The 21925-nt window shown below is 49.9% G+C and carries 24 protein-coding genes; 23 read left to right on the forward strand and 1 reads right to left on the reverse strand.

From position 1 onward, the window contains the following. The first annotated feature begins 17 nt into the window (after positions 1-17). The 11 genes from ACLIN2_RS13330 to ACLIN2_RS13380 all read left to right on the forward strand — a co-directional run bounded on the left by ACLIN2_RS13330 (position 18) and on the right by ACLIN2_RS13380 (position 8058). Entirely contained in the window at positions 18-608 is a 591-nt protein-coding gene (locus tag ACLIN2_RS13330; RefSeq protein WP_092272197.1) for an RNA polymerase sigma factor, read from the forward strand. Further along, positions 608-1255 carry a zf-HC2 domain-containing protein gene (locus tag ACLIN2_RS13335; RefSeq protein ID WP_411504245.1) on the forward strand — a complete coding sequence of 216 codons (648 nt, stop codon included), beginning with the start codon at positions 608-610 and terminating at the stop codon, positions 1253-1255. The genes ACLIN2_RS13330 and ACLIN2_RS13335 overlap by 1 nt, the downstream gene beginning before the upstream one ends. 101 nt (positions 1256-1356) lie before the next feature. Next, entirely contained in the window at positions 1357-2301 is a 945-nt protein-coding gene (locus ACLIN2_RS13340; protein WP_411504246.1) for a tetratricopeptide repeat protein, read from the forward strand. Between the two features lie 111 nt (positions 2302-2412). Next, positions 2413-3531, forward strand: coding sequence for a hypothetical protein (locus ACLIN2_RS13345; protein ID WP_092272205.1), 1119 nt, complete (start codon positions 2413-2415; stop codon positions 3529-3531). Between the two features lie 9 nt (positions 3532-3540). Then, positions 3541-3756 carry an IDEAL domain-containing protein gene (locus tag ACLIN2_RS13350; protein ID WP_092272208.1) on the forward strand — a complete coding sequence of 72 codons (216 nt, stop codon included), beginning with the start codon at positions 3541-3543 and terminating at the stop codon, positions 3754-3756. Positions 3757-3847: 91 nt separating this feature from the next. Continuing rightward, positions 3848-4276: a DUF2487 family protein gene (locus tag ACLIN2_RS13355; RefSeq protein WP_092272211.1), complete on the forward strand. Its 429-nt coding sequence runs from the start codon at positions 3848-3850 to the stop codon at positions 4274-4276. Between the two features lie 222 nt (positions 4277-4498). After that, a complete protein-coding gene (locus ACLIN2_RS13360) occupies positions 4499-5017 on the forward strand; it encodes a ubiquinol-cytochrome c reductase iron-sulfur subunit (protein WP_092272214.1) in 519 nt (172 codons plus the stop codon). A 1-nt stretch (position 5018) separates the two neighbouring features. After that, a complete protein-coding gene (gene qcrB, locus ACLIN2_RS13365; RefSeq protein ID WP_092272216.1) occupies positions 5019-5690 on the forward strand; it encodes a menaquinol-cytochrome c reductase cytochrome b subunit in 672 nt (223 codons plus the stop codon). Between the two features lie 30 nt (positions 5691-5720). Then, positions 5721-6521, forward strand: a complete 801-nt coding sequence (locus ACLIN2_RS13370) for a menaquinol-cytochrome c reductase cytochrome b/c subunit (RefSeq protein WP_411504247.1) — start codon at positions 5721-5723, stop codon at positions 6519-6521. 75 nt (positions 6522-6596) lie between these two features. After that, a complete protein-coding gene (locus tag ACLIN2_RS13375) occupies positions 6597-7193 on the forward strand; it encodes a DUF1405 domain-containing protein (RefSeq protein ID WP_092272222.1) in 597 nt (198 codons plus the stop codon). A gap of 49 nt (positions 7194-7242) precedes the next feature. Next, positions 7243-8058 (forward strand): sporulation protein YpjB, encoded by an 816-nt coding sequence (locus ACLIN2_RS13380; RefSeq protein ID WP_411504248.1) that lies wholly within the window; start codon positions 7243-7245, stop codon positions 8056-8058. Positions 8059-8132: 74 nt separating this feature from the next. Here ACLIN2_RS13380 and ACLIN2_RS13385 read toward each other — a convergent pair whose 3' ends face one another. Beyond that, on the reverse strand, positions 8133-8990 hold the full coding sequence (locus tag ACLIN2_RS13385) for a YitT family protein (protein ID WP_122961386.1): 858 nt from the start codon (positions 8988-8990) through the stop codon (positions 8133-8135). 216 nt (positions 8991-9206) lie between these two features. Here ACLIN2_RS13385 and ACLIN2_RS13390 point away from each other — a divergent pair, with 216 nt between their 5' ends. The 12 genes from ACLIN2_RS13390 to dinG all read left to right on the forward strand — a co-directional run bounded on the left by ACLIN2_RS13390 (position 9207) and on the right by dinG (position 21908). After that, on the forward strand, positions 9207-9548 hold the full coding sequence (locus ACLIN2_RS13390; RefSeq protein ID WP_092272232.1) for a nucleotide pyrophosphohydrolase: 342 nt from the start codon (positions 9207-9209) through the stop codon (positions 9546-9548). Further along, entirely contained in the window at positions 9548-10300 is a 753-nt protein-coding gene (dapB, locus tag ACLIN2_RS13395; RefSeq protein WP_122961387.1) for a 4-hydroxy-tetrahydrodipicolinate reductase, read from the forward strand. The genes ACLIN2_RS13390 and dapB overlap by 1 nt, the downstream gene beginning before the upstream one ends. A gap of 49 nt (positions 10301-10349) precedes the next feature. After that, positions 10350-10760 (forward strand): methylglyoxal synthase, encoded by a 411-nt coding sequence (locus ACLIN2_RS13400; protein WP_092272237.1) that lies wholly within the window; start codon positions 10350-10352, stop codon positions 10758-10760. After that, the gene (bshB1, locus tag ACLIN2_RS13405; RefSeq protein ID WP_092272240.1) at positions 10757-11452 is read left to right on the forward strand and encodes a bacillithiol biosynthesis deacetylase BshB1; all 696 of its coding nucleotides are present in this window, start codon (positions 10757-10759) and stop codon (positions 11450-11452) included. Before ACLIN2_RS13400 ends, bshB1 begins: the two co-directional genes overlap by 4 nt. A 19-nt stretch (positions 11453-11471) precedes the next feature. Further along, on the forward strand, positions 11472-12590 hold the full coding sequence (gene bshA / locus ACLIN2_RS13410; RefSeq protein WP_411504249.1) for an N-acetyl-alpha-D-glucosaminyl L-malate synthase BshA: 1119 nt from the start codon (positions 11472-11474) through the stop codon (positions 12588-12590). A gap of 153 nt (positions 12591-12743) precedes the next feature. Beyond that, complete coding sequence (locus ACLIN2_RS13415; RefSeq protein ID WP_400582019.1) at positions 12744-13967, forward strand: CCA tRNA nucleotidyltransferase; 1224 nt, start codon at positions 12744-12746, stop codon at positions 13965-13967. Beyond that, a complete protein-coding gene (locus ACLIN2_RS13420) occupies positions 13957-14940 on the forward strand; it encodes a biotin--[acetyl-CoA-carboxylase] ligase (RefSeq protein WP_411504250.1) in 984 nt (327 codons plus the stop codon). Before ACLIN2_RS13415 ends, ACLIN2_RS13420 begins: the two co-directional genes overlap by 11 nt. Positions 14941-15201: 261 nt before the next feature. After that, on the forward strand, positions 15202-16065 hold the full coding sequence (gene panB / locus ACLIN2_RS13425; RefSeq protein ID WP_411504251.1) for a 3-methyl-2-oxobutanoate hydroxymethyltransferase: 864 nt from the start codon (positions 15202-15204) through the stop codon (positions 16063-16065). Continuing rightward, positions 16062-16922 (forward strand): pantoate--beta-alanine ligase, encoded by an 861-nt coding sequence (gene panC / locus ACLIN2_RS13430; RefSeq protein WP_328211337.1) that lies wholly within the window; start codon positions 16062-16064, stop codon positions 16920-16922. The genes panB and panC overlap by 4 nt, the downstream gene beginning before the upstream one ends. Before the next feature lie 30 nt (positions 16923-16952). Continuing rightward, complete coding sequence (gene panD, locus ACLIN2_RS13435; RefSeq protein ID WP_092272259.1) at positions 16953-17336, forward strand: aspartate 1-decarboxylase; 384 nt, start codon at positions 16953-16955, stop codon at positions 17334-17336. Positions 17337-17419: 83 nt separating this feature from the next. Then, positions 17420-18904: a tetratricopeptide repeat protein gene (locus ACLIN2_RS13440; RefSeq protein WP_411504252.1), complete on the forward strand. Its 1485-nt coding sequence runs from the start codon at positions 17420-17422 to the stop codon at positions 18902-18904. 94 nt (positions 18905-18998) lie between these two features. Further along, positions 18999-21908, forward strand: a complete 2910-nt coding sequence (gene dinG, locus ACLIN2_RS13445; protein ID WP_411504253.1) for an ATP-dependent DNA helicase DinG — start codon at positions 18999-19001, stop codon at positions 21906-21908. The last annotated feature ends 17 nt before the right edge of the window (positions 21909-21925 follow it).

Below are 21925 nucleotides of genomic sequence, written 5' to 3' on the forward strand. Positions count from 1 at the left end.
AGGAGGTAATCCTGATCATGACCGATTCCCAGCTTATCCGAGATATTAAAGAAGGTAATCTGGAATGCTATGCTGAACTGATTCGTCGATATGAGAAAAAGATCCTCTCCTTTGTCACTCATTTACTGCGTCAGGCACATCTGGAACATATCGCAGAGGATATCTGTCAGGAGACGTTTTACAAGGCGTATAAAAGCATTCATTCTTTCCGAGATGTAGAGGCGACCTTTTCGACATGGCTCTATACCATTGCCCGCAACTCCGTATTGAGTGAGCTGCGCAAAAGCCGTAATTCGGACGTGTATTTGGATGATACGCTGCAAGTTCCTGTAGCATCAGCCAAAGCTCTGCCGGAACAGGTTTTGCTGCGAAATGAACGCGAATTGATGGTCAGACAGGCAATCAATAGTCTACCTGAAAAACAGCGTTCTGCCCTTATATTACGAGAGTATGAACAAATGGATTACACGGAGATTGCGACCATCCTCGATTTGACGGTCAGCTCTGTGAAGTCGCTATTGTTCCGCGCTCGGCAAAGTATTAGAGGTCAGTTGGAGACCTACATCCTGGACCCTCATTTGGATGAAGCTGAAGGGATGAATCGATGATGAGATGTGAAGAAGTTCAGGAAATTTTGCCTGAATACGCCGACAATCTGTTACCCGAAGTCACAAAGCGTCGTGTGGACAATCACATGGCGAGCTGTCTTGCCTGTCGGGCGGATTACGAGATGTGGACAGACAGTGGTGAATGGATGAAGATGGATAAAGAAGAGTATCACAATGTGACTCCTTCTCGTTCCATCGTGGACGCGGTCATGGCCAGGATTCTCTCCGAGGAGAAGTGGGCGATTCCGATTGGTCGGAAAATCTTTAGCGTGACAGCGAGAATGCGCCGCATGAGCGCAAGCGTTGCGGTAGCACTGCTAATGCTGTTCACGTTCACCTTGTACCTGAACACAAGTTCTACAGAAGAAGCCAATTCTTTGGTGATCAACGGAGAAGTGATGGCGATGAACTCACCGAAAGCACAGGTGATCTCGTCCTCCATGCAAACAGACGATGGTACGTATGTGGTAGAGGCGCAGACTCCTATTTCAGCGGATGACCCGCTTGCCAATGCGACAGCGTCGATCCAGCCACTAGATGGAAAGCCGAATTCTAGTGATTTGGGCAAACCCAACTACAGCATTGTGCTCAGTGTTTTTGGAATTCTCATAACGGTTATCACAATGAGCTGGCTTACGCGGGCATAATGGTATATGATCAAAGAAACGAAGACCGTCCTCGGACGGTCTTTTGTAGCTCTACATCGGATGATAGCATCCGCGTAACTTTACATATGAGGTGAGCAGTAATGCCGAAAAAATGGCTATATGTCATAGACGAAGCAGTAAAACGGATCGAGAATGATGAAGTGGAGCTCGGACTAACCGCTCTGCAAAAAGTACAAGAGCATGGCAAAGACTTGCCTGATGTCATGATGTATTTGGCTGAGGTCTGGTATCGACTCGGTCATTTGGAAGAGGCGTCAGCGCTCCTGACAGAAGTCATGGGAAAAAATCCGGGCATGGAGCCATCCCTGCGCCGTGAATGTCAAATGCTGTTGGCGGAGATCGCTCTTGATTCCAGCGATTTTGAGACAGCGCAGCATCTTCTTTATGAGTGCAAAGAGTCTGGTTACGAAAGCATTCAACTGGATTTGCTGTTAGCGGATCTTTACTCGCTTCAGGATCTGGATGAAGTAGCGGTGAAATACCTGGAGCAGGCACGTCAAAAAGAGCCGGATAATCAAGATTTGCTTGCGGCATTGGGCAATCTGTACTTCCGCATCGGTGAAGACGACAAAGCGATGAAGGTCCTGGAGCAGGCAGGGGAGGAGAGCCTTTCCTTGCTCATGATCAAGGGTCGCTCACTGGCACAAAGTGGACAGTTTGAGCAAGCTTATCAAGTCTTCCGTCAGGCGCTTGTCCTCGACCATTCTCCAGAGGTTCTCTATGGAGCAGGAATGATGGCGTTCCATCTGGGACGGCTGGATGAGGCTTCCGAGCTGATCAATCAATTGCAGGCATTGGATGAAGAATACGTGGCTGCGTATCCGCTTGCTGCAGATATTCAGCTATCGCTTGGCCGTACAGAAAAAGCTATCGATTCCTTGAAGCAGTATGTTTCTTTATCCGGTTTTGATTTGGATCAAATTCGCAGACTCATTGCCCTCCTCACTCAGGCTGGACGCTACGAGGAAGCGAAGGAATACCAACAGCTGCACGATTTGTGGGATGAACAGTCGGAAGAAGAATAACAAAAGCTGGGAAGAAAACAGGAAGTCACACTAGTGGCTTCCTGTTTATTTTTCCGCTTATTGGCAAGAATGAGGGATACAAGTAAGTTATCGTAAAGAAGGGATGCAAGGATGAACTTAGCTGAGATCTTGGTCTATACCGATATCCGGCAGCTCCATCAGATTGCCAACCATTACGGATGCGAATGCAACCCTCATTCCAAAAACGAACTGATCACCTCACTACTGTCGAGTCTGAGGCACAGGTTGACCATTTCGCAGGAAGTCGAACAGCTTTCAAAAGAAGAAACGCATTTTATGTTGCTGCTGTTTCTCGATAAGCGCACGGTCATGTCTTTGGAGGATTTAATGGCAAAGGCGGGGATCGTCCTCGAGAGCAGCAAGGAAAAGAAGCAGGAAGAAGCGAGGCGCTATATTGCGGCAGCGATGCGGCGAGGCTGGATCTTTCCCGCGAAGAGCAAGACGGTGGGTCAATACCAGATTCCATTGGACATCCGAGAGCCGTATTTGCATGGCTGGCTGGAAAAATGGCGAACGCAGCAAGCGCTGATTTTATCAGGTCCAGAGGCGTATCGAGACGAAGGAACTGCCCTTTGCGACGATATCATGCAATTTTTACAATTCCTTCAGAGGGAACCTGTTCCATTAACGGCTGAGGGAGGGATGTACAAGCGTCATCAGCAGCAACTGTTTCAGTTTCTGCATGTGAAAGAAGAAACACTGCAGCCGCAAAAATGGCGTTTTGGCTACGGCCTGCATTTTGACCTGTACCCGGATCGCTTCTCCTTGCTCTACGATTTTTGTTACTTCCATAAATGGATAGACGAATCGGGCGGAAGAGTGGCTATTACGGAAGCAGGAAATGAGCGTTTGCAGCTTTCGTACGAGGATCAGCACTATCACGATCTGATCCGTTTCTGGATGAGATTGTACAAACGTGCGATTCCCAACTTGCCGATGCTGGTACAACTGATCCCGTTAATCGCTTCTGGAGGCTGGGTAACCCAGCAAGGGTTGATGGACACGCTTCTGCCATGGATCAAAGAGTTTTACTACGATTCACCTGTCGATATTTTGGTGAATCGCGTGTGCAAGATGATGGTCCATCTCGGCTTGCTGCGCGTAGGCCAGGATGAGAATGAGCAGTGGATGTACACCGCGACGTATGCTAGCCAGACATGGCTTCGCAAATACAATGGCTTTACGGAAACGACTATTTTATTGAAGTGAGGGATGGGTATGGAGTGGCCAAATTTCTATTCCAACGCGTACGGAACAAACAATCAAATGGTGTCCGGACTGCTGTCCGAGATGGTTATCGACGAGCAGATGCGCCAATATCGGAAGCGTACATTGTATCAGGAAATTGACGAAGCTTTGGCTGCGAAAGACAAAGAGGTATTCCTGCGCCTGACCGATGAGCTCAAGGAAATCATGGCGTACGAGCAAGCGTAAGGCAATCATGTCGTCCTGGCATTTGCCAGTCTCCACAGATTCATGGTACGCTAGTTTCCAGAATCTACGTGATGGAAGAGGAGACGACCATATGCAGTGGAATGTGAATGAATTGGAAAACTGGGAGGAGCTGCGGAGCTTTGTAGATACCGCACTTCTCCCTATTTATTTGTACCGGGAAGGAAAAGAAGTTTCCGAGCATGCATGGCGGATGAACTACCTGCTGAATGTAGCGGCCGCGATCGAGCAGAAACTGAAAGGGAGGGTCCTGCTTTATCCGGTTAGCTATCATTTCGCCGAAGAGCAGCTTGCCCAGCAGACGCCGGAGGGATTCAACTTCTGTGTGCTGCTTCACTTCCGAGGCGATCGCATCCGCGCCGTCGAGCCTGAACAAAAGTCAAATCTGCTCATGCTGCCGGTAGGGGATGAAGATCTGGAATCTTCCTTGCGCTTTGAGGTTACCGTCGACGTTTTATATAAAGAAATAATTCGTCATTGGCAGCAAAGAACGTCTCAATAAAGTAAGCGTTTTCCGGTAATACTACAGGAAAACGGGAGGGACAAGGTGTAATTTTTGACAAAATGGCAACAATCACCTCCCTAGTAGGGATTGGACGAAGACATGTCCACTGGACATTCTTGACATCTCAAAAGTCGTTAGCTATGATTGGGATTGACCTAGTGTATGTGTGAGAAAACGCCATCGTTGCGCTATTTTACAGGATAAGGAGGGAAAAAAGAGATGGGCGACAAACGCGAAATGTCCAGACGTACATTCTTGAACTACGCTCTGATGGGAACTGGCGGGTTCCTTGCAGCGGGTATGATCACTCCAATGATTCGCTTTGCGGTTGACCCCTTGCTACAAGGACATGCAGGTGGAGATAAAGTGGCAGTTGGCAGTCCGGATGAGTTTAATGCCGAGCCAAAGCGTGTTGAATTTAAGGTACATACCAAGGACGGTTGGTATGAATCAGAATCTACACTGTCTGCATGGGTAACCAAAAACGACAAGGGTGAGATCCTCGCTCTGTCCCCGATCTGTAAGCATTTGGGTTGTACAGTAGACTGGAACACCAGTCCTGAACATCCAAATCAGTATTTCTGTCCGTGCCATTTGGGCCGTTATACCATTAACGGTGAACACATCTTGGGAACGCCTCCGACAGTATCCCTCGATGAGTACGAGACGGAAGTAAAAGATGGAAAGCTGTATCTGGGGAAAGTAAAAGGAAATCCTCGTCCGGGGGTGACAGGCTAAGATGTTACAGAAAATGTACGACTGGGTCGATGAGCGCCTGAACATTACTCCAATGTGGCGTGATTTGGCTGACCACGAAGTACCAGAGCACGTGAACCCAGCACATCATTTTTCCGCTTTCGTTTACTGCTTTGGTGGCCTAACGTTCTTTATTACCGTTATTCAAATCTTGTCTGGTATGTTTCTTACGATGTACTATGTACCAGACATCATCAATGCGTATGAGTCCGTAAATTACCTGCAGAACGAAGTAGCATTCGGGGTAATCGTGCGCGGTATGCATCACTGGGGAGCCAGCTTGGTTATCGTGATGATGTTCCTACATACGTTGCGTGTGTTCTTTACAGGTGCTTACAAAAAGCCTCGCGAGTTGAACTGGGTTGTCGGAATGCTGATCTTCTTCGTGATGCTCGGTCTTGGTTTCACAGGCTACCTGTTGCCTTGGGATAACACCGCTTACTTTGCGACCAAAGTAGGTTTGGAGATCGCAAACTCTGTTCCATTCATTGGTCCTTATGTAAAAATGCTCTTGACTGGTGGAGACATCGTAGGGGCGCAGACACTTTCTCGCTTCTTCGCGATCCACGTATTCTTCCTGCCAGGTGCACTTCTCGGCCTGCTTGGAGCTCACTTTGTTATGATTCGCGCTCAAGGTATTTCCGGTCCACTATAAACAGTCTTCGATTACTAAGGAGGAAATAGCATGGCTAAACAAGACAAAGATGCTACCTTCGTCGGAGACTCACGGGTATCGGCGAAGCGCATCCCAAACATTTCTCCATCTTACTCTGACTTCCCAGGTAAAACCGAAGCCTTCTGGCCGAACTTCCTGTTGAAAGAGTGGATGGTGGCAGCTGTTTGCTTGGTCGGCTTCCTCGTGCTGACGGTTTCCCATCCGTCGCCGTTGACTGACAAGGCAAACCCGAATGATACCTCATTCGTACCGTTGCCAGACTGGTACTTCCTGTTCCTGTACCAAATGCTGAAGTATCCTTGGGCATCCGGTGACTGGGTAGTCCTCGGAACCATTATCATTCCTGGTATCGCTTTTGGTGCATTGATGCTGGCGCCTTGGCTGGATACCAGCAAAGAACGTCGTCCAAGCAAACGCCCAGTAGCAACTGGCTTGATGCTGACTGCTCTGGTGGGTACATTCTATCTGACTTGGGCTGCAGACCATGAGCATTCCCTCAGTCATCCATCCAGCAAAACGGGTGGAGAACACGGTGGCAGCGGCGGATCTAGCGCAGCAGCACCTGCTCCGGCTGATTCCAGCTTTACCGCTGACGCTGTTTGGAAAGCGCAATCAAGCTGCATGGGATGCCACGGTAAAAACATGGAAGGCGGCATGGGACCTAACCTTCAAAAAATCGGTAGCAAATACGATGCCACTCAGATTGCCGATATCATCCATAACGGTAAACCACCTGCAATGCCAGGCGGTATGATTAAAGATGAAGCGGAAATCAAAAAGCTGGCTGAATACATGGCAAGCTTGAAATAAGCTAATAGGGAAAAAGCTGGCTGACGCAAAGGTCAGCTTTTTCTTTAGCGGCGTACACAGCGGGAGACGATAATCATGATCTGGTGGGAGTGGTTTAGGCATTCGTTGGGGAAAAGATGGTTTCTATGGACGCTCTTTGTTGTCAACTTCTTGGGTACCATATACGGATTTGTCTGGTATGGTAATCAACTGGCCGAAACACCTGCGTTCTTAACTCCTTTTGTTCCGGATAGCCCGACAGGTAGCGGACTTTTCGCTCTAGTTCTACTTACCTATTTGTTGGGTCGCCACATTCCTGTACTGGAAGCTTTAGCTGGCATCACCAATTTTAAATACGGTGTCTGGGCGGTCTGCATTATTTTGGCTGGATGGATGATGGGAAATGAAGTGCGTTGGACGGACATCATGCTAATCGTCTCGCATGCGGGTATGGCTGTGGAATCTGTATTATACGCTCGATTTTACAAGCTGAGTTTATTGCCAGTAGGGATTGCGGCTCTATGGACACTTAACAACGACTTTCTAGATTACGTGATGAATATCCATCCGTGGCTGCCGAGTGTACTCGATCCTTACGAAGGAATAGTTGGCTTGTTTACCGTTCTGCTCAGTTTAATTTCCATTTCCGTTATATGGTTTGTAAATAGCAAATATACAACAAACAAGGTCTAATCTTGTCCTCCTTTCCATAGTCTGTACAAGGGAAAGGAGGTTTTTTGCGTTGAAGAAAAACATCCGCTACTTGCTCTTTTTCTTGAGTGTTGGCTTGTTTTTATCCTGGCCGATTCACAATCTATACTCACAGCTGGATCAGCCAGTAGAAGAAAAGCAGCTGGCTGCCCTCGATCAGATCGCACATGAGTTCTTGTCAAATGTGAAAAAAGGGGACATGGAGAACGCTCAGAAACAACTCGTTCAATTGGCTGATCAGTTCCCCAATCAGCATTTGCCGATCCCCATCCGGATTGAAAGTCTCAATGCGGTGACCCAGTCGATCCTCGCAGCGAAACAAAGCTTTGCCTCTGCAAACGTGAGTGAACAACAGCTACTGTGGCATGCGACGCAAGTGCGAGTCGCCATAGATGCTTTGACCCACGTGCACCAGCCCATGTGGAGAAGCTACTATCCTTCCTTTGCGACACAGGTGCAAAATTTGCAGCAATCTGCGGTCGAGCGCAATTACGCGCAGTTTCGGGAGCAGTTTGACGAAAATTATCAGTTGTACCTCGTGATCAAGCCGGCAATGAGCATACAGCTTCCCGAGAGCCAGATGTATTCGATCACGACTGCCTATGAGGTGATCTCCAAAGAAATGCGCAATGCCCAGATGGATTGGCAGTTGGTCCGGGAAGCACTGCGTGATTTGAATGGATCGATGCAGCTGGCATTTGTCGGTGAAGAGAAAAGTACCTTTGCCAGGCTGATGATGAGGCCAGATTCGCCTATTGTCATGCTGGTGTCGGTTGGTATTGCACTGCTGGTGGCTTTGTCCTATGTTGCTTGGAAAAAATATGACGGGGAAATCCGCTCTGCCTAAAGGGCGGGGGATAGCCAAAAGCAAAAAGACGCGGGTAGCTGCTCCCGCGTCCTTTTCGTCTGTAGATAGAAGGGTTAGTCTTGAATCGGCTGCTTGTTTTCATCCAAGGTAAAGCCTTCACCCAATACTTCGTGAACATCGTTGACGATGACAAAAGCGTGCGGGTCGACTTCCTGAACGATATTTTTAAACCGCATCACTTCGTTGCGGCTGACGACAACGTAGATGACTTGCTTGGACTCACCAGAGAATGCACCTTTCCCGGAAAGTAAGGTTACTCCGCGGCCCAGATCGAGGATTTGCTTGCAGATTTCGTCAGTTTTCCCCGAAATGATGGTGAGAGCTTTTCCTGCATAGGCCCCGTCCTGGAAGAAGTCAATGACCCGTGCGGCGATGAAGACGACCACCAGTGTGTACATCGCGCTCTCCAGATTCAAATAGAACAGTGATGCTCCAATGACAAGAATATCACCGAGAAACAGGGTGCGCCCCATGCTGACCCCCATGTATTTTTGCAGCAGTCGGGCGATGATGTCTACGCCACCAGTCGTGCCTCCGTAACGGAAGATGATGCCCAGTCCTACACCGACAGCGACCCCCGCGTACAAGGATGCCAGCAAGCGATCGTTCATCGGGAGCGGGAGCACGCCGTCAAAGACCGATAGAAACACAGAGAGGGAGACGGTACCGAGAATGGTATAGAAAAAAGAAGTCCGGCCAAGAATCTTCCACCCCAGAATAAACAGCGGGATGTTTAAGACTAAAAAGACAACCCCTTGATCCACGACTGGGAACAGCAGCTTGATGAGGATGCTGATGCCCGTTATTCCGCCTTCTGCAAGGTGATTGGGAATGTTAAACGAGTTGATGCCAAATCCCATGATGGCAGAACCAATGATGATGGCAATGATGCTTTTAAGACGTACATTCATAAAGTCCTCCTGTTCGCCAATCGGTCATGTTTGCGATCCCAATTGACCTGTAATGCAGGTAAATCGCCTGTTACCTGAATCCATACGATTGCCATTATAATGGAACGTTTATTTGATTGTCCATATGCTGGAAAGCGGAAGTATTGAGATTTGGCAAACGGAGCCTTTTCGGTTACGATAAGTGAAAGAGAGAAGCGTGACTAAAGGAGTGAGAAGATGGAACGGAAGAAGACCATGCAAGAGATGCAACAGGAAGTGGATCAATACATATCGCAATTTAAAGAAGGCTACTTTTCCCCTCTCTCGATGATGGCGAGAATGACAGAAGAAGTAGGCGAGCTGGCAAGAGAAATCAACCATTTCTATGGTGAGAAGCCAAAGAAGAGTGACGAAGGCGAGAAAACGGTGGAAGAAGAGCTTGGGGATGTGCTCTTTATCGTGATCTGCTTCGCCAATTCGCTTGGGATCGATATGCAAGAAGCGTTTGATCGTATTATGCACAAATTTAATACACGCGATAAAGATCGCTGGACAAGAATAGAGGAGAATCAATCATAATGGAGAAGCAGATTCGGGTTGCAGTGGCGGGTGCCAAAGGTCGCATGGGTCAGGAAGTAGTAAAAATGCTGGGAGAAGATGCTCAGCTGATTTTCACCGGAAATCTGGATACGAGAGGCGACGAGGAATCCATTCGCTTGCAAATGGAAGAAATGAAACCGGACGTTCTGGTGGATTTTACGACGCCGCATAGCGTGTATCGCCATATGGAAATTTGCCTGCAGTATGGTGTTCGCCCTGTTGTAGGAACGACTGGATTGACCCCCGAGCAATTGCAGGAAATGACTGATCGCTATCGGGAAGCTGGATTGGGAGCAATCATCGCGCCAAACTTTGCGATTGGGGCGATTCTGTGTATGAAATTCGCGGCGCTGGCTTCCAAATACATGCCGCATGTGGAAATTATCGAATTGCATCACGATCGCAAGCTGGACGCACCGAGTGGCACCGCATTGAAGACGGCCGAGATGATTGCAGCGGTACGGGAAGAGCTGAAGCAGGGACATCCGGAAGAAAAAGAAATCATCGCCGGGGCACGTGGAGCAGAATACGAAGGCTTCCGCATCCATAGCGTAAGACTTCCAGGCATGGTTGCCCATCAAGAGGTTCTATTTGGTGCCGTGGGTCAAACCTTGTCCATTCGTCATGACTCGATCAGCCGTGAATCGTTCATGCCAGGCGTCAATATGGCTATCAAGGCAGTGGTGAATATGAACAGCCTGGTCTATGGATTGGAGCATTTGATAGATTAAACGATCGTTTAAAAGTCGATCTCGAGTGAACAGTAAGGGAGAGGTTTGCGTGAAAATTGCTTTAATCGCACACGATCGAAAAAAAGAGGAAATCGTTCACTTGGCAATGGCCTATGAGTCTATTTTGGCAAAGCATACGCTGGTTGCCACGGGAACAACAGGGCTGCGTATCATGGAAGCGACATCGCTTACCGTCAGCCGCGTTTTGTCAGGGCCGCTGGGTGGGGATCAGCAGATTGGTGCCATGATTGCCCGCAATGAAATGGATCTTATCATCTTTTTGCGTGATCCGCTGACCTCCCAGCCGCATGAGCCGGACATCACGGCGCTCTTGAGGCTCTGTGATGTGCACAAAATTCCTTTCGCGACAAACCTCGGTACGGCTGAAATTGTACTGAAGGCGCTGCAGCGGGGCGAGCTGGATTGGCGTGAGGTAGTACACAAGGAGAATGAGGAATGAGCTCACTCGATATTTTGGCCATTGGCGCTCATCCGGACGATGTGGAAATTGGGGCATCCGGAAGCTTGCTGTTGGCTGCCAAACAAGGAAAGCGTGTTGGCATTCTGGATTTGACATACGCTGAACTTTCCTCGAATGGAAATGTGGAGCGTCGTCAGCAAGAAGCCGCCGCCGCAGATAAACTGCTTGGCGTAGTGGAGCGTTATAACTTTGGCTTGCCTGATCGTGGGTTGGAAGCGGTCAAGGAGGAAGCGATTCGCAAAGTGGTGGAGCTGATTCGCACGACTCGTCCACAAATCGTACTGGCGCCCTACCATCAGGATCGTCATCCTGACCATGAGAGCGTCAGCCGAATTGTGCGAGAGGCGGTTTTTTCTGCTGGAATCCGCAAGTATCTGGCGGATCAAACGCCACCTGCTTATCGTCCCAGCCAGTTGCTGTATTACTTTATCAATTCTACGGTGACTCCCCAGGTTGTCGTCGATGTGACCTCCGTTTATTCAGAGAAAATGGAGGTGCTCCGATGCTACCGCAGCCAGTTCGAGCTGGAGGAAGGCAGTGTGACAACGCCGCTCACGAACGGGTATTTGGAGATGGTCGAGTACCGCGAGCGCCTTTTCGGACAGCAAGCGGGCGTGACCTATGCGGAAGGTTTTATGAGCGCAACACCCTATGTATTGGCTAACCTGTAAGAAGGAGTGACACCCTGGTATGAACATCGGGATCACCTGTTATCCGTCTCTTGGCGGATCTGGCGTCGTTGCCACTGAACTTGGGAAGCTACTGGCAGAGCGGGGCCACCAGGTGCATTTTATCACCTCGGGGATGCCATTTCGCTTGGGCAGCTTTCACCCGAACATCTTTTATCATGAAGTCGAAGTCAACAACTACAACGTTTTTAAATACCCGCCCTATGATTTGACGCTGGCAAATCGTATGGCGCAGGTCGCCAAAAATGAGAAGCTGGATCTGCTCCATGTTCATTATGCCGTTCCCCATGCCTTGTGCGCCTTTTTGGCGAAGCAGATGGTCGGCGATCATTTGAAAATCATGACCACCTTGCACGGTACCGACATTACTGTGTTGGGCTACGATTCCAACCTGCGTGATATGATCCGGTTTGGTATTGAACGCAGTGATATGGTGACAGCAGTATCCAAAGATCTGATATTCCAGACACATGAGCTGTTGCACGTGGACAAAGAAATCATTCCTGTTTATAACTTCGTCGATAAACGCAGGTACTACCCCAAGGATGTTCGTGACCTGAAGAAAAAGTTTGCACCGAACGGGGAAAAAATCTTGATGCACATATCCAACTTCCGCGCCGTAAAGCGGGTACCAGACGTTATTGAGGTTTTTGCCAAAGTACGTGAACAAATGCCGTCTCGTCTCTTGCTGATCGGGGAAGGCCCGGAAATGGGACTCGTTCGCCAGATGATTGCCGAGAAGGGTTTGACAGATGATGTCTGTTTCCTAGGTAAACAGGAGGATGTGGCAGAAGTGCTCTCCCTCGCGGATATCATGCTGCTTCCTTCTTCAAAGGAAAGCTTTGGGCTGGTTGCACTGGAAGCGATGGCTTGCGGAGTCCCCGTGGTTGCAACTGTCGCAGGTGGACTGCCAGAAGTCGTACTCGATGGCGAAACGGGCTATTTGTACGAGATCGGCGATGTAGCAGGCATGGCGAGTGGAACCGTACAGCTTTTGCAAAACCAGGAGCTATACGAGACTTTCTCCCGTAACAGCATCCACCGCTCGTGTGAAACGTTTTGCCATGATACGATTACATCCCAATATGAAGAGCTTTACACTCAGTTACTGAAAGGGTAGAGCCAGCAGGACCTGCACGCGTATTTATGATCGCGGCAGGTTGCTTTTGGTCAGCTGATGCAGCTTGGAGATGAATATAAAAAACCCGTACAAAAATTTCATCAGAAATACCCCCTTTGGCAGGCGGACGGGACGGAAATGGAGGGAGATTACATGGGAAAAGCACTAGCGATACGGATACTGCAAACCTTGGAAGAAAGCGGCTTTGAAGCCTATTTCGTTGGTGGCTGCGTCCGCGATTGGCTGCTCGGAAGACCCGTGCATGATATAGATATATGTACGAATGCCCATCCTGGCGACGTCATCCGTCTGTTTCCCGACCATGTTCCTACAGGGCTGAAGCACGGGACCGTTTCTGTGAAAATAGACGGGCACTTTTTTGAAGTGACGACCTACCGGACTGAAGGCAAGTACGAAGATTATCGCCGGCCCAGTGATGTGCAATTTGTGGACGATCTGAGACTAGACCTTGAGCGGCGCGATTTTACCATGAATGCCATGGCGATGGATCTGCGCGATCAACTGCAGGACCCTTTTGCTGGCCGTGATGATCTGGCAAGGAAGCTGGTGCGGGCCGTTGGAGACCCGGAAGAGCGCTTTCGGGAAGATGCCTTGCGCTTGCTGCGCTCGGTTCGGTTCTCCGCTCAGCTGGGCTTTGCGATAGAAGCGCATACACAAAATGCGATGAAGCAGACAGCTCCGTTATTGGCGCATATTGCGGTCGAACGTGTCAGGGAAGAGCTGAACAAAATGCTCGCGAGCGCTGCACCTGAAAAGGGCTGTCAGTTACTGTGCGAGACGAAGCTGCTAGATTATTCGCCGCTGCTTGCCCAATTGTTCGTCCAATCAACGAATCATGCTTGGAGACTCGTGCATTTGACAACGCTCTCGCAGAAATGGGCCATGCTGATGTATGCGGCAGGCTTATCCGTCTCGTCTGCCCGAGAAGTGTGCACGCAGCTGCGGATGTCGAAAAAGGAAACGGAAGCATGCGTGACTCTGGTTGAGTTACTCCTGCGAATACAGCCGCGTTGGGATGAGCCAAAAGCGATTGAGTGGGGGCCATTGCTGTTGGAGGCAGGCTGGGAGGTTTGCACCGACTTGGCTGCACTGCTTCAAGGCTGCTGGTGGAACAGGCAGGACGAAGCGCTTGCTCACACGCTGCGCAAAGCGCATGAAGCGATGCCGATCAAAACCGTAAAAGAGCTAGCGGTGTCAGGCTTGGATTTGCAAGCAGCACTTCAGAAGAAGCCGGGTGAATGGATTTGGCGTACACTTGCGACCCTGTTGTCTCAAGTGGCCCTGCAAGGTTTGCCCAATACACCGGAAGACTTGCTCGAGGCGGCAAAGAAAGAGGTTGCACGAAATGAATATTAAACAGGTCATTTTAAAAGCCTTTCATGATCACCCTGGAGAGTTCATCTCTGGAGAAGAATTAAGCCAGTCGTGCGGCTGCTCGCGTACAGCGGTTTGGAAGCATATCGAGGAGCTGCGAAAGGACGGCTATGAATTTGAAGCTGTTCGCAAATCCGGCTATCGCTTGCTGATTGCACCGGATCGTTTATCTGCAGCAGAGATCACGGCCGGGCTGGACACAAAACGTATCGGACAGCAGGTTATCGCACACGATGAAGTGGTGTCGACACAGCCGCTTGCACAAGAAGCAGCCGCTCGAGGGGCAAAAGAGGGCACTCTCGTTTTGGCCGAGCTGCAGACTGGCGGAAAAGGTCGCTTGGGCCGTCCATGGCATTCGCCGAAAGGAACTGGCATCTGGATGAGCTTGATCATCCGACCTGCCATACAGCTGCCAAAGACGCCGCAAATGACCCTTTTGACTGCGGTAAGTGTCGCCCGAACCATCCGGGAAGAAACGGGACTTCCCGTCAAAATCAAATGGCCGAATGACATTTTTATTGGGGATAAAAAAGTTTGTGGAATATTGACGGAGCTAAACGCAGAATCGGATCGAGTGAACTATCTTGTGATCGGTATTGGCATCAATGCAAACAGCGTGGAGGAGGACTTTCCACAGGATCTGGCGAAGATCGCGACTTCCCTGCGGATCGAGTCGGGACAATCCTTAAAGCGTGCATCGTTCATCCAGCAATTTTGCCGCTTTTTTGAAGAGGAGTACGATTACTACTTGGAGAACGGCTTCGGGCGTGTAAAACAAGAGTGGGAAGCTCATTCCTACACGATAGGCCGCTGGGTAAATGTGCAAACGATTTCCCAAAGGCTTGAGGGACGAGCCATCGCTCTGGACGATGAAGGCGTTCTAATGGTGGAAGATCAGGCTGGTGTCGTACATAAAGTGTATTCCGCTGACGTCAATTATCGTGCAAATCCGTAAATCTTCTGTTATACTCCATAAAGTGGAGGCTGTATCACGTGGTGAACGGTACTCCCGGAGTAATTTATGGTCTTATTGCGAAAGCTTAAGTGAATGAAGAATGGACAAGAATCTGCTCAGAGCCTGTGTGGACCGAGACAGAAGGAATCCGTAAAAGACGTTAAATGTCTCTTTGGCATGGACAACCTTCTCCCGATTTCGGCGAGAAGGTTTTTTGATTCCATTTGCCCCACAGGTTAGGTGCGTACAGAGGTGAAAAGGATGGCAAATGGTACTAAGCAAATCACTACTTCGGACATCCGAAAGAAGAAAGAAGCGGGCATTCCCATCACCATGATGACAGCATACGATTTCCCTTCCGCCAAGCTGGTCGAGGAAGCGGGAGTGGACATGATATTAGTAGGGGACTCGCTTGGAATGGTCGTACTCGGCTATGACTCGACGATTCCTGTGACGATGGAGGATATGGTCCATCATACGAAAGCGGTTACCCGTGCAGCAAAAAGAGCGTTTGTTGTAGCAGACCTGCCTTTCCTCAGCTATCACGGAACGGTAGAGGAAGGTGTAAAAAATGCGGGGCGCCTCATGCAGGAAGGCCTTGCAAAAGCGGTAAAAATGGAAGGCGGACAGGAGCTTGCTCCACTGGTTACGCGCTGTGTTCAAGCGGGAATCCCGGTCGTGGGACACATCGGTTTGACGCCACAGTCCGTTCATCAGCTAGGTGGCTATAAAGTACAGGGACGTGATCTGGAGCAAGCACAGCGACTGTTGGAAGATGCACTTGCTCTGCAGGCAGCCGGTATTTTTGCGATCGTACTGGAATGTGTTCCTGAGGAAGTGACGGGAATGATTGCGAAAAAATTGGACATTCCTGTAATCGGAATCGGTGCAGGCGTGACCTGCGATGGTCAAGTTCTCGTCTTCCACGATGTAGTCGGCTATGCGTCCTCGATCACACCTAAGTTTGTCAAACGTTATGCGGATATTGGAGAGACGATTCGCGAAGCGGTAGCGGGATACGTTCAAGATGTGGAAAAACGGAGCTTCCCTGCGCCTGAGCACGTCTTCCGCGCGTCGGAGGAAACCATCAAACAGCTGTACGGCGAAGGAGTGGCCACGAAATGATTCAAACCATGCAGCAGATTTCAACCATAGCTGAAATGCGCGTTCATATAAAGGAAGCAAGACGTCTGGGCAAAACAATCGGAATTGTACCGACCATGGGCTTTTTGCACCAAGGTCATCTGAGTCTTGTAAAAGCAGCGAGAGAAAAATGCGATCTCGTGGTCATGAGTATTTTTGTCAATCCGCTGCAATTTGGTCCGAATGAAGATTTTGAGCGGTACCCTCGAGACATCGAGCACGACCGGCAAATGGCCCAATCTGCAGGCGTAGACCTGTTGTTTACGCCAGAAGTCAGCGAGATGTACCCAAAACCGATTTTGACCAATATTTCCGTATCCAATGTAACGGAGCAGCTGTGCGGTAAATCGCGCCCTGGCCATTTTGACGGAGTAGCGACTGTCGTGACCAAGCTGTTTCAGATTGTACAGCCTGACTTCGCGTTCTTTGGCCAAAAGGATGCGCAGCAGGTCGCAGTCGTCACGCAGATGACGTATGACTTGTCCATGCCTGTACAGATCGTTCCTTGCCCAATCGTACGTGAGGAAGACGGGCTGGCGATGAGCTCGCGGAATGTGTATTTGACTGCCGAGCAGCGCAAGGAAGCATTGGTTTTGTCCCAAAGCTTGAAGCAGGCAAAGTCTTGGATTGAGGAAGGGGTTGCCCTTTCTGAGATTCGTGAGAGGATTATCCACATGATCGATGCGATGCCTCTTGCGTCCATTGACTATGTGGAATTGCTTCGCTATCCGGATTTAAATCCTGTTGAACAGAGAACACCGGGAGAGTCGATCATCATCGCGCTCGCGGTCCGTTTTGGCCATACAAGACTGATCGACAATCTCATTACAAACATCTAAGATCCACAAGTGATAAGGGAGGAATTACCTGTGTTCCGCACGATGATGAAGGCAAAAATCCACCGCGCCACAGTAACCGAAGCCAACCTCAATTACGTAGGCAGCATTACGATTGATAAAAATTTGTTGGATGCGCTGGATATTTTACCAAATGAAAAGGTGCAAATTGTCAATAACAACAATGGGGCCCGCCTGGAAACCTACGTGATCGAGGGAGCACCGGGCAGCGGTGTCATTTGCTTGAATGGAGCGGCTGCTAGGCTCGTACAGGAAGGCGATATCGTCATCATTATTGCGTATGCGATGATGACCGACGAAGAGGCTCGCACCTATAAGCCGCGCGTTGCCATCATGGATGAGAAAAATCAGATCAAAGAATTGCTCGGAGAAGAGATCCACGCGACGATCCTGTAACCGGCTATCAGATCGCCCTGCATAGAGCCACCCACCTTGTGAGACAATGAAAGTACTCACGCCTCATAGGGGGTGGCTTTTGCGTGAAAATTGAAGAGTGGTTCCAAGTTTTGCGCTCCAAAGCGGAAACGATTGAGGAGCAGTGGTCGGATGCCTCGGAGCAAGAGAGACTGCAGCTGGCCGACCAATTGTTCTATTTGCGTCAGGTAAGTGATACTGTCGTAGATTTGTGGCTACAATTTGAAGAGCGATTATCCAATGCGATCAGGCGTGTGAAGGAAATGGAAGGGCAAATTAGCCCCGAAGAAAAAAGTGTACCGGCTGCAGAAAGCCTGTCCGCAGTGAAAGCAACGATAACCATGACAAACGAGCAGGGATCAGCCATGGAAAAAACGGAGAAAACCAGCTATACACCTGCCTCTCCACCCAAGGAAGCTAGCGCGTATGAGCCGAAGTTTCGCCGGGGAGAAGGCTTCTATCATCTGCGAATGTATCAGGATGCGAAAAAGTGCTTTGCCGAGCTGATTGAGGAATCCCCCGATTGGGAGAGCGGACGCTTGTACTATGCGTATAGCTTATTGTTCTGCGAGGAACAGGAGGGGGCTTTTCGCGAATTCCGTTTGCTTAGCAGATCTGCCAGCTCTCCTACGGTCGTGGCTATCAGCTACAATGCCATAGGCTGCATTCTTGCGGAGGAGCAGCAATGGCTGGAAGCTGCTCAAGCTTTCAAGCTGTCTCTGGAAGCGAAGCCGGATCAGGAGGAAGCTCGCTATAATCTGGCGCTCTGCTACTATCTGGACGGGGATGCTCAAGAGGCTTTGGATGAAATTGAACGCTATATGCAAAAGGATGAGCACGATTGGGAAGCCCAAATGCTATGGCTGCGAGCAGCCCAGCAGCTGCAAGCAATGGATGAGGAAGCAGAGCTGACTCCGCCGCCTTCTTTGCAGCTTCCGACGAGGGAGCTGGATAACGACACGCTTCAGGAAATGGCGTCCTTATACGAATCGGTGGGCAACTATCACAGGGCGCAGATCTGCTATCATTTCTTGTCGGAGCGTTTGCCAAAAGCGGGCTGGGCTTGGCACGGTCTGGCCTGGAACACATGGCTGATCGCAGGTACCAAACGGGCATTGACCTTGTTGAAAAAAGCCATTACGCTGTCACCTGAAAACGACGATTTTACCTTTAGCTACGGGTGGATGCTTTTGTTTGACGGAAAGGTGGACCAGGCGATGGCAGCATTTCGTCATATCCTGGAAAGGGATCGAGACAATCGCTTGGGACAATCCGGGATGATATCCGCGTATGAAAAGCTGGGTGAGCTTGCTTCGGCAAGGCGTCTTGCAAAAGATTTTACAAACGATCAGGATCCTTATGTTCGTGCACTTGGCTATTTCCATCTGGGACGTTTGGCTGTCGTCGAGGAAAACTGGCGGCTTGCCGAACAATATTTTCAGCGAACACTGACACATGCGGAGCATTTCCGCGAAGTGCCGATATACATGCAGCTGTGTGCAACGAAATTAGGAGAAGCAGTGCGCAATAAAGAACTGTTTCCATCCTAATGGAGCAAAAAAGCAGGAAATCCGCCTGTGGTTGCCGAAGTGTGTGGGGGGAGCGGATGACTAGGATCCGCCCAGGTTACGAGGTGACAAACGTTTGAATCGATTACTGGTTGTAGACTTTGAAACGACGGGAAGCCATCCACGCCAAGGAGACAGCATCATCCAGATCGGAGCCGTTGCGATTGACGATGGCATCGTGACTGACAGCTTTTCCACCTTGGTGAATCCGGGACAGGCGATCCCACCCTTTATTACACAATTAACGGGTATCACGGAGGAGATGGTAGCAGACGCTCCTTCGCTAGAGGAAGTTTTTCCGCGTTTGCTGCGGTTGCTGGATGGACGGGCTTTTGTTGCCCACAATGCAAGCTTTGACCTCCAATTTTTACAAGAAGCCCTGCTGAGCCAGGGCTATTATGCGTTTGACGGCTATGTGCTCGATACTGTTGAGCTATCGCGCTTGTTGATGCCCACTCAAAATAGCTACAGGCTGGGTGAGCTGGCCTCCGATTTGGATATCGAGCATGAGAATCCGCATCAGGCGGACAGCGATGCGATGGCAACTGCTCAACTGTTTTTACATCTGATGAACATCGTAAATGAAATGCCGCTCGTGACGATTCAGCGACTGCAAATGCTCGTTTCATCCTTTCGATCGGATATTGACGCGCTTTTGCGCTATGTGGAAATGGAAAAAATGGCGGAGATTCCATTGCTGGATGCCGAGGCCGAGCCCGTTTTAAACGAGCCGTTTGAAATGTGGGATATTTACCGTCAGCTGGCATTGCGAAAGCGTCGAGAAAAGCTGACTGCTTCGCTTCGCACACCTGCGTACGACACAACGTCAATAGCGCCTTTTGACGAGCTGCTGGGTCAAGTGTTAGGCGACGCGGGAAGCATGAGCGTACACGTAGCGGGGTATCAGCGTCGTGATGCTCAGGAGGCGATGATGCACGCCGTTTTTGAAGCAATGCAGGACGGCACGCATTTGCTGATCGAAGCAGGTACCGGTACAGGAAAATCTTTGGGGTATCTGTTTCCAGGTATCATCTGGGCAAAGCAAAATGGACAGCAGCTTGTAGTCAGCACGAATACGATCCAGCTTCAAGAACAGCTGTTCAACAAAGAAATCATGAGCTTGCAGCAGACACTCCCCTTTGAATTCAGTGCGGCCACCTTGAAAGGCAGAGGAAACTACCTGTGTCTGCGCAAATTTGAGCAGGCACTCGAGGAGCCGATCGAAGGCAGCAGTCAGGAAATGCGTCTGGTCAAAGGTCAGATGCTGGCATGGCTGACGCAAACAGAGACGGGGGATGTGGAAGAGCTGAGCATGCCCCCGACCGGACAGCTGTTTTGGCAGCAAGTAAAAAGCGATACAGGCTCCTGTCTGAACAGAGATTGTCCTTGGTTTAGCCGTTGTTATTACTTCCAGGCAAAGGATCGAGCAAAGGACGCTGACGTTTTGATCGTCAATCATGCATTGCTGATCAGTGATCTGCAAGCGGAAAATCGGATACTGCCGCCATATGAAGTGGCGATAATCGACGAGGCGCACCATCTGGAAGACGCCGCGACCCAGCATATGGGAAAACAGTTTACCACGACACAGCTTTTGTTTCTCTTGGACCGGGCGTCCGTGGAGCCAGGTGCGGCACTGACTCGCTTTGCAGAGGAATGGGAGAGCTGGGTAGGTGCTCCACAAGACTTTGTCGCAGAACATATGGCGGAGCTGCAAGCCCTATACGCTCCTTTGCGTGATAAAGCTACCCACTGGACGCAGCTGTTGTATGCTTGGGCCTCGGACCGTGCGGAGGAAACGACGGAAGCGGGGAGAGAAACGGTCCGCTATCGAGTGGAATCCTTTACGGGTAAACATGAGCGGATCCGAAAAACGACGCGCAAGCTCATTGAAAGCATGTCCGCTTTTGCACAGGTGTTTGATCGTTTTGTTCGAGGGCTGCCGGCTGACGATAAGCCGCCGTTTGCTTTGCGCAGTTTGCGGACAGATCTGTTCGGGCTATTGAATGACTGGCAAAAGGTAACCGAACTGCTCCATTTCTTTTTACTGGAGCAAGATCCGCAGTACGTGTACTGGATGGAGGTAGAGGCACGGACAGCGCGCAAGCAGGTGCATCTTTCGGCAGCGCTCTTGAAGGTCTCTGATTCTCTTACCGAGCCGCTTTTTGCTCAGAAACAGAGCATGATTCTCACTTCGGCGACCTTGACTGTGAAAAACAGCTTTTCTTACGTAATCAATCGATTTGGGCTGGATCAATTACCGGAAGAGAGAGTCAGAACGCTCTCCATTCCTTCGCCTTTTGATTATGAAAACCAAGGCTTGCTGCTCATCCCATCCGATTTTCCTGCGCCTGGCAAGGAAAACGATCTGACTTATGTAGATGCAGTGGTGCAGGGCTGTGTGGATGTAGTACTGGCATCGAAGGGACGCACGCTGATCCTGTTTACTTCTCATTCAATGCTGCGTCTGGTCTACAACGCGATGAAGGAACGTCTAACAGATGCCCCTGACTCCTATACGCTTCTCGGACATGGGATAGACAGTAACAACCGAAGCAAGCTGGTCGGTTTGTTTCAAACGATAGAGAAAAGCGTACTGCTTGGAACGAGCAGCTTTTGGGAGGGGGTAGATATCCCTGGCGAAGCACTGAGCAGTCTGGTTATTGTCAAGCTGCCATTTACCCCACCGAATCATCCGGTTTATCAAGGACGTTCCGAGCTGCTGAAGACAGAAGGAAAGAATGCGTTTATGTCGATGGCATTGCCTCAAGCGGTGATTTTGTTCAAGCAAGGGGTAGGGAGATTGATCCGTCACCACCTGGATCGTGGTGTGGTGGTTCTCTTTGATACGCGAATCGTCGAGGCAAGATATGGGCGGTCTTTTCTGCAATCCCTGCCGCCTTATGCCGTAGAGAGCGGTCCATGGCCAGAGCTACGTGAGAGAATCGAACCATTCCTCGGTATGTCCACCTTGTTAGACTCATAAAATGAAGCAATAGTCTC

Origin of the sequence: Brevibacillus centrosporus, assembly GCF_046622605.1 — a bacterium.
GTDB lineage: Bacteria > Bacillota > Bacilli > Brevibacillales > Brevibacillaceae > Brevibacillus > Brevibacillus centrosporus.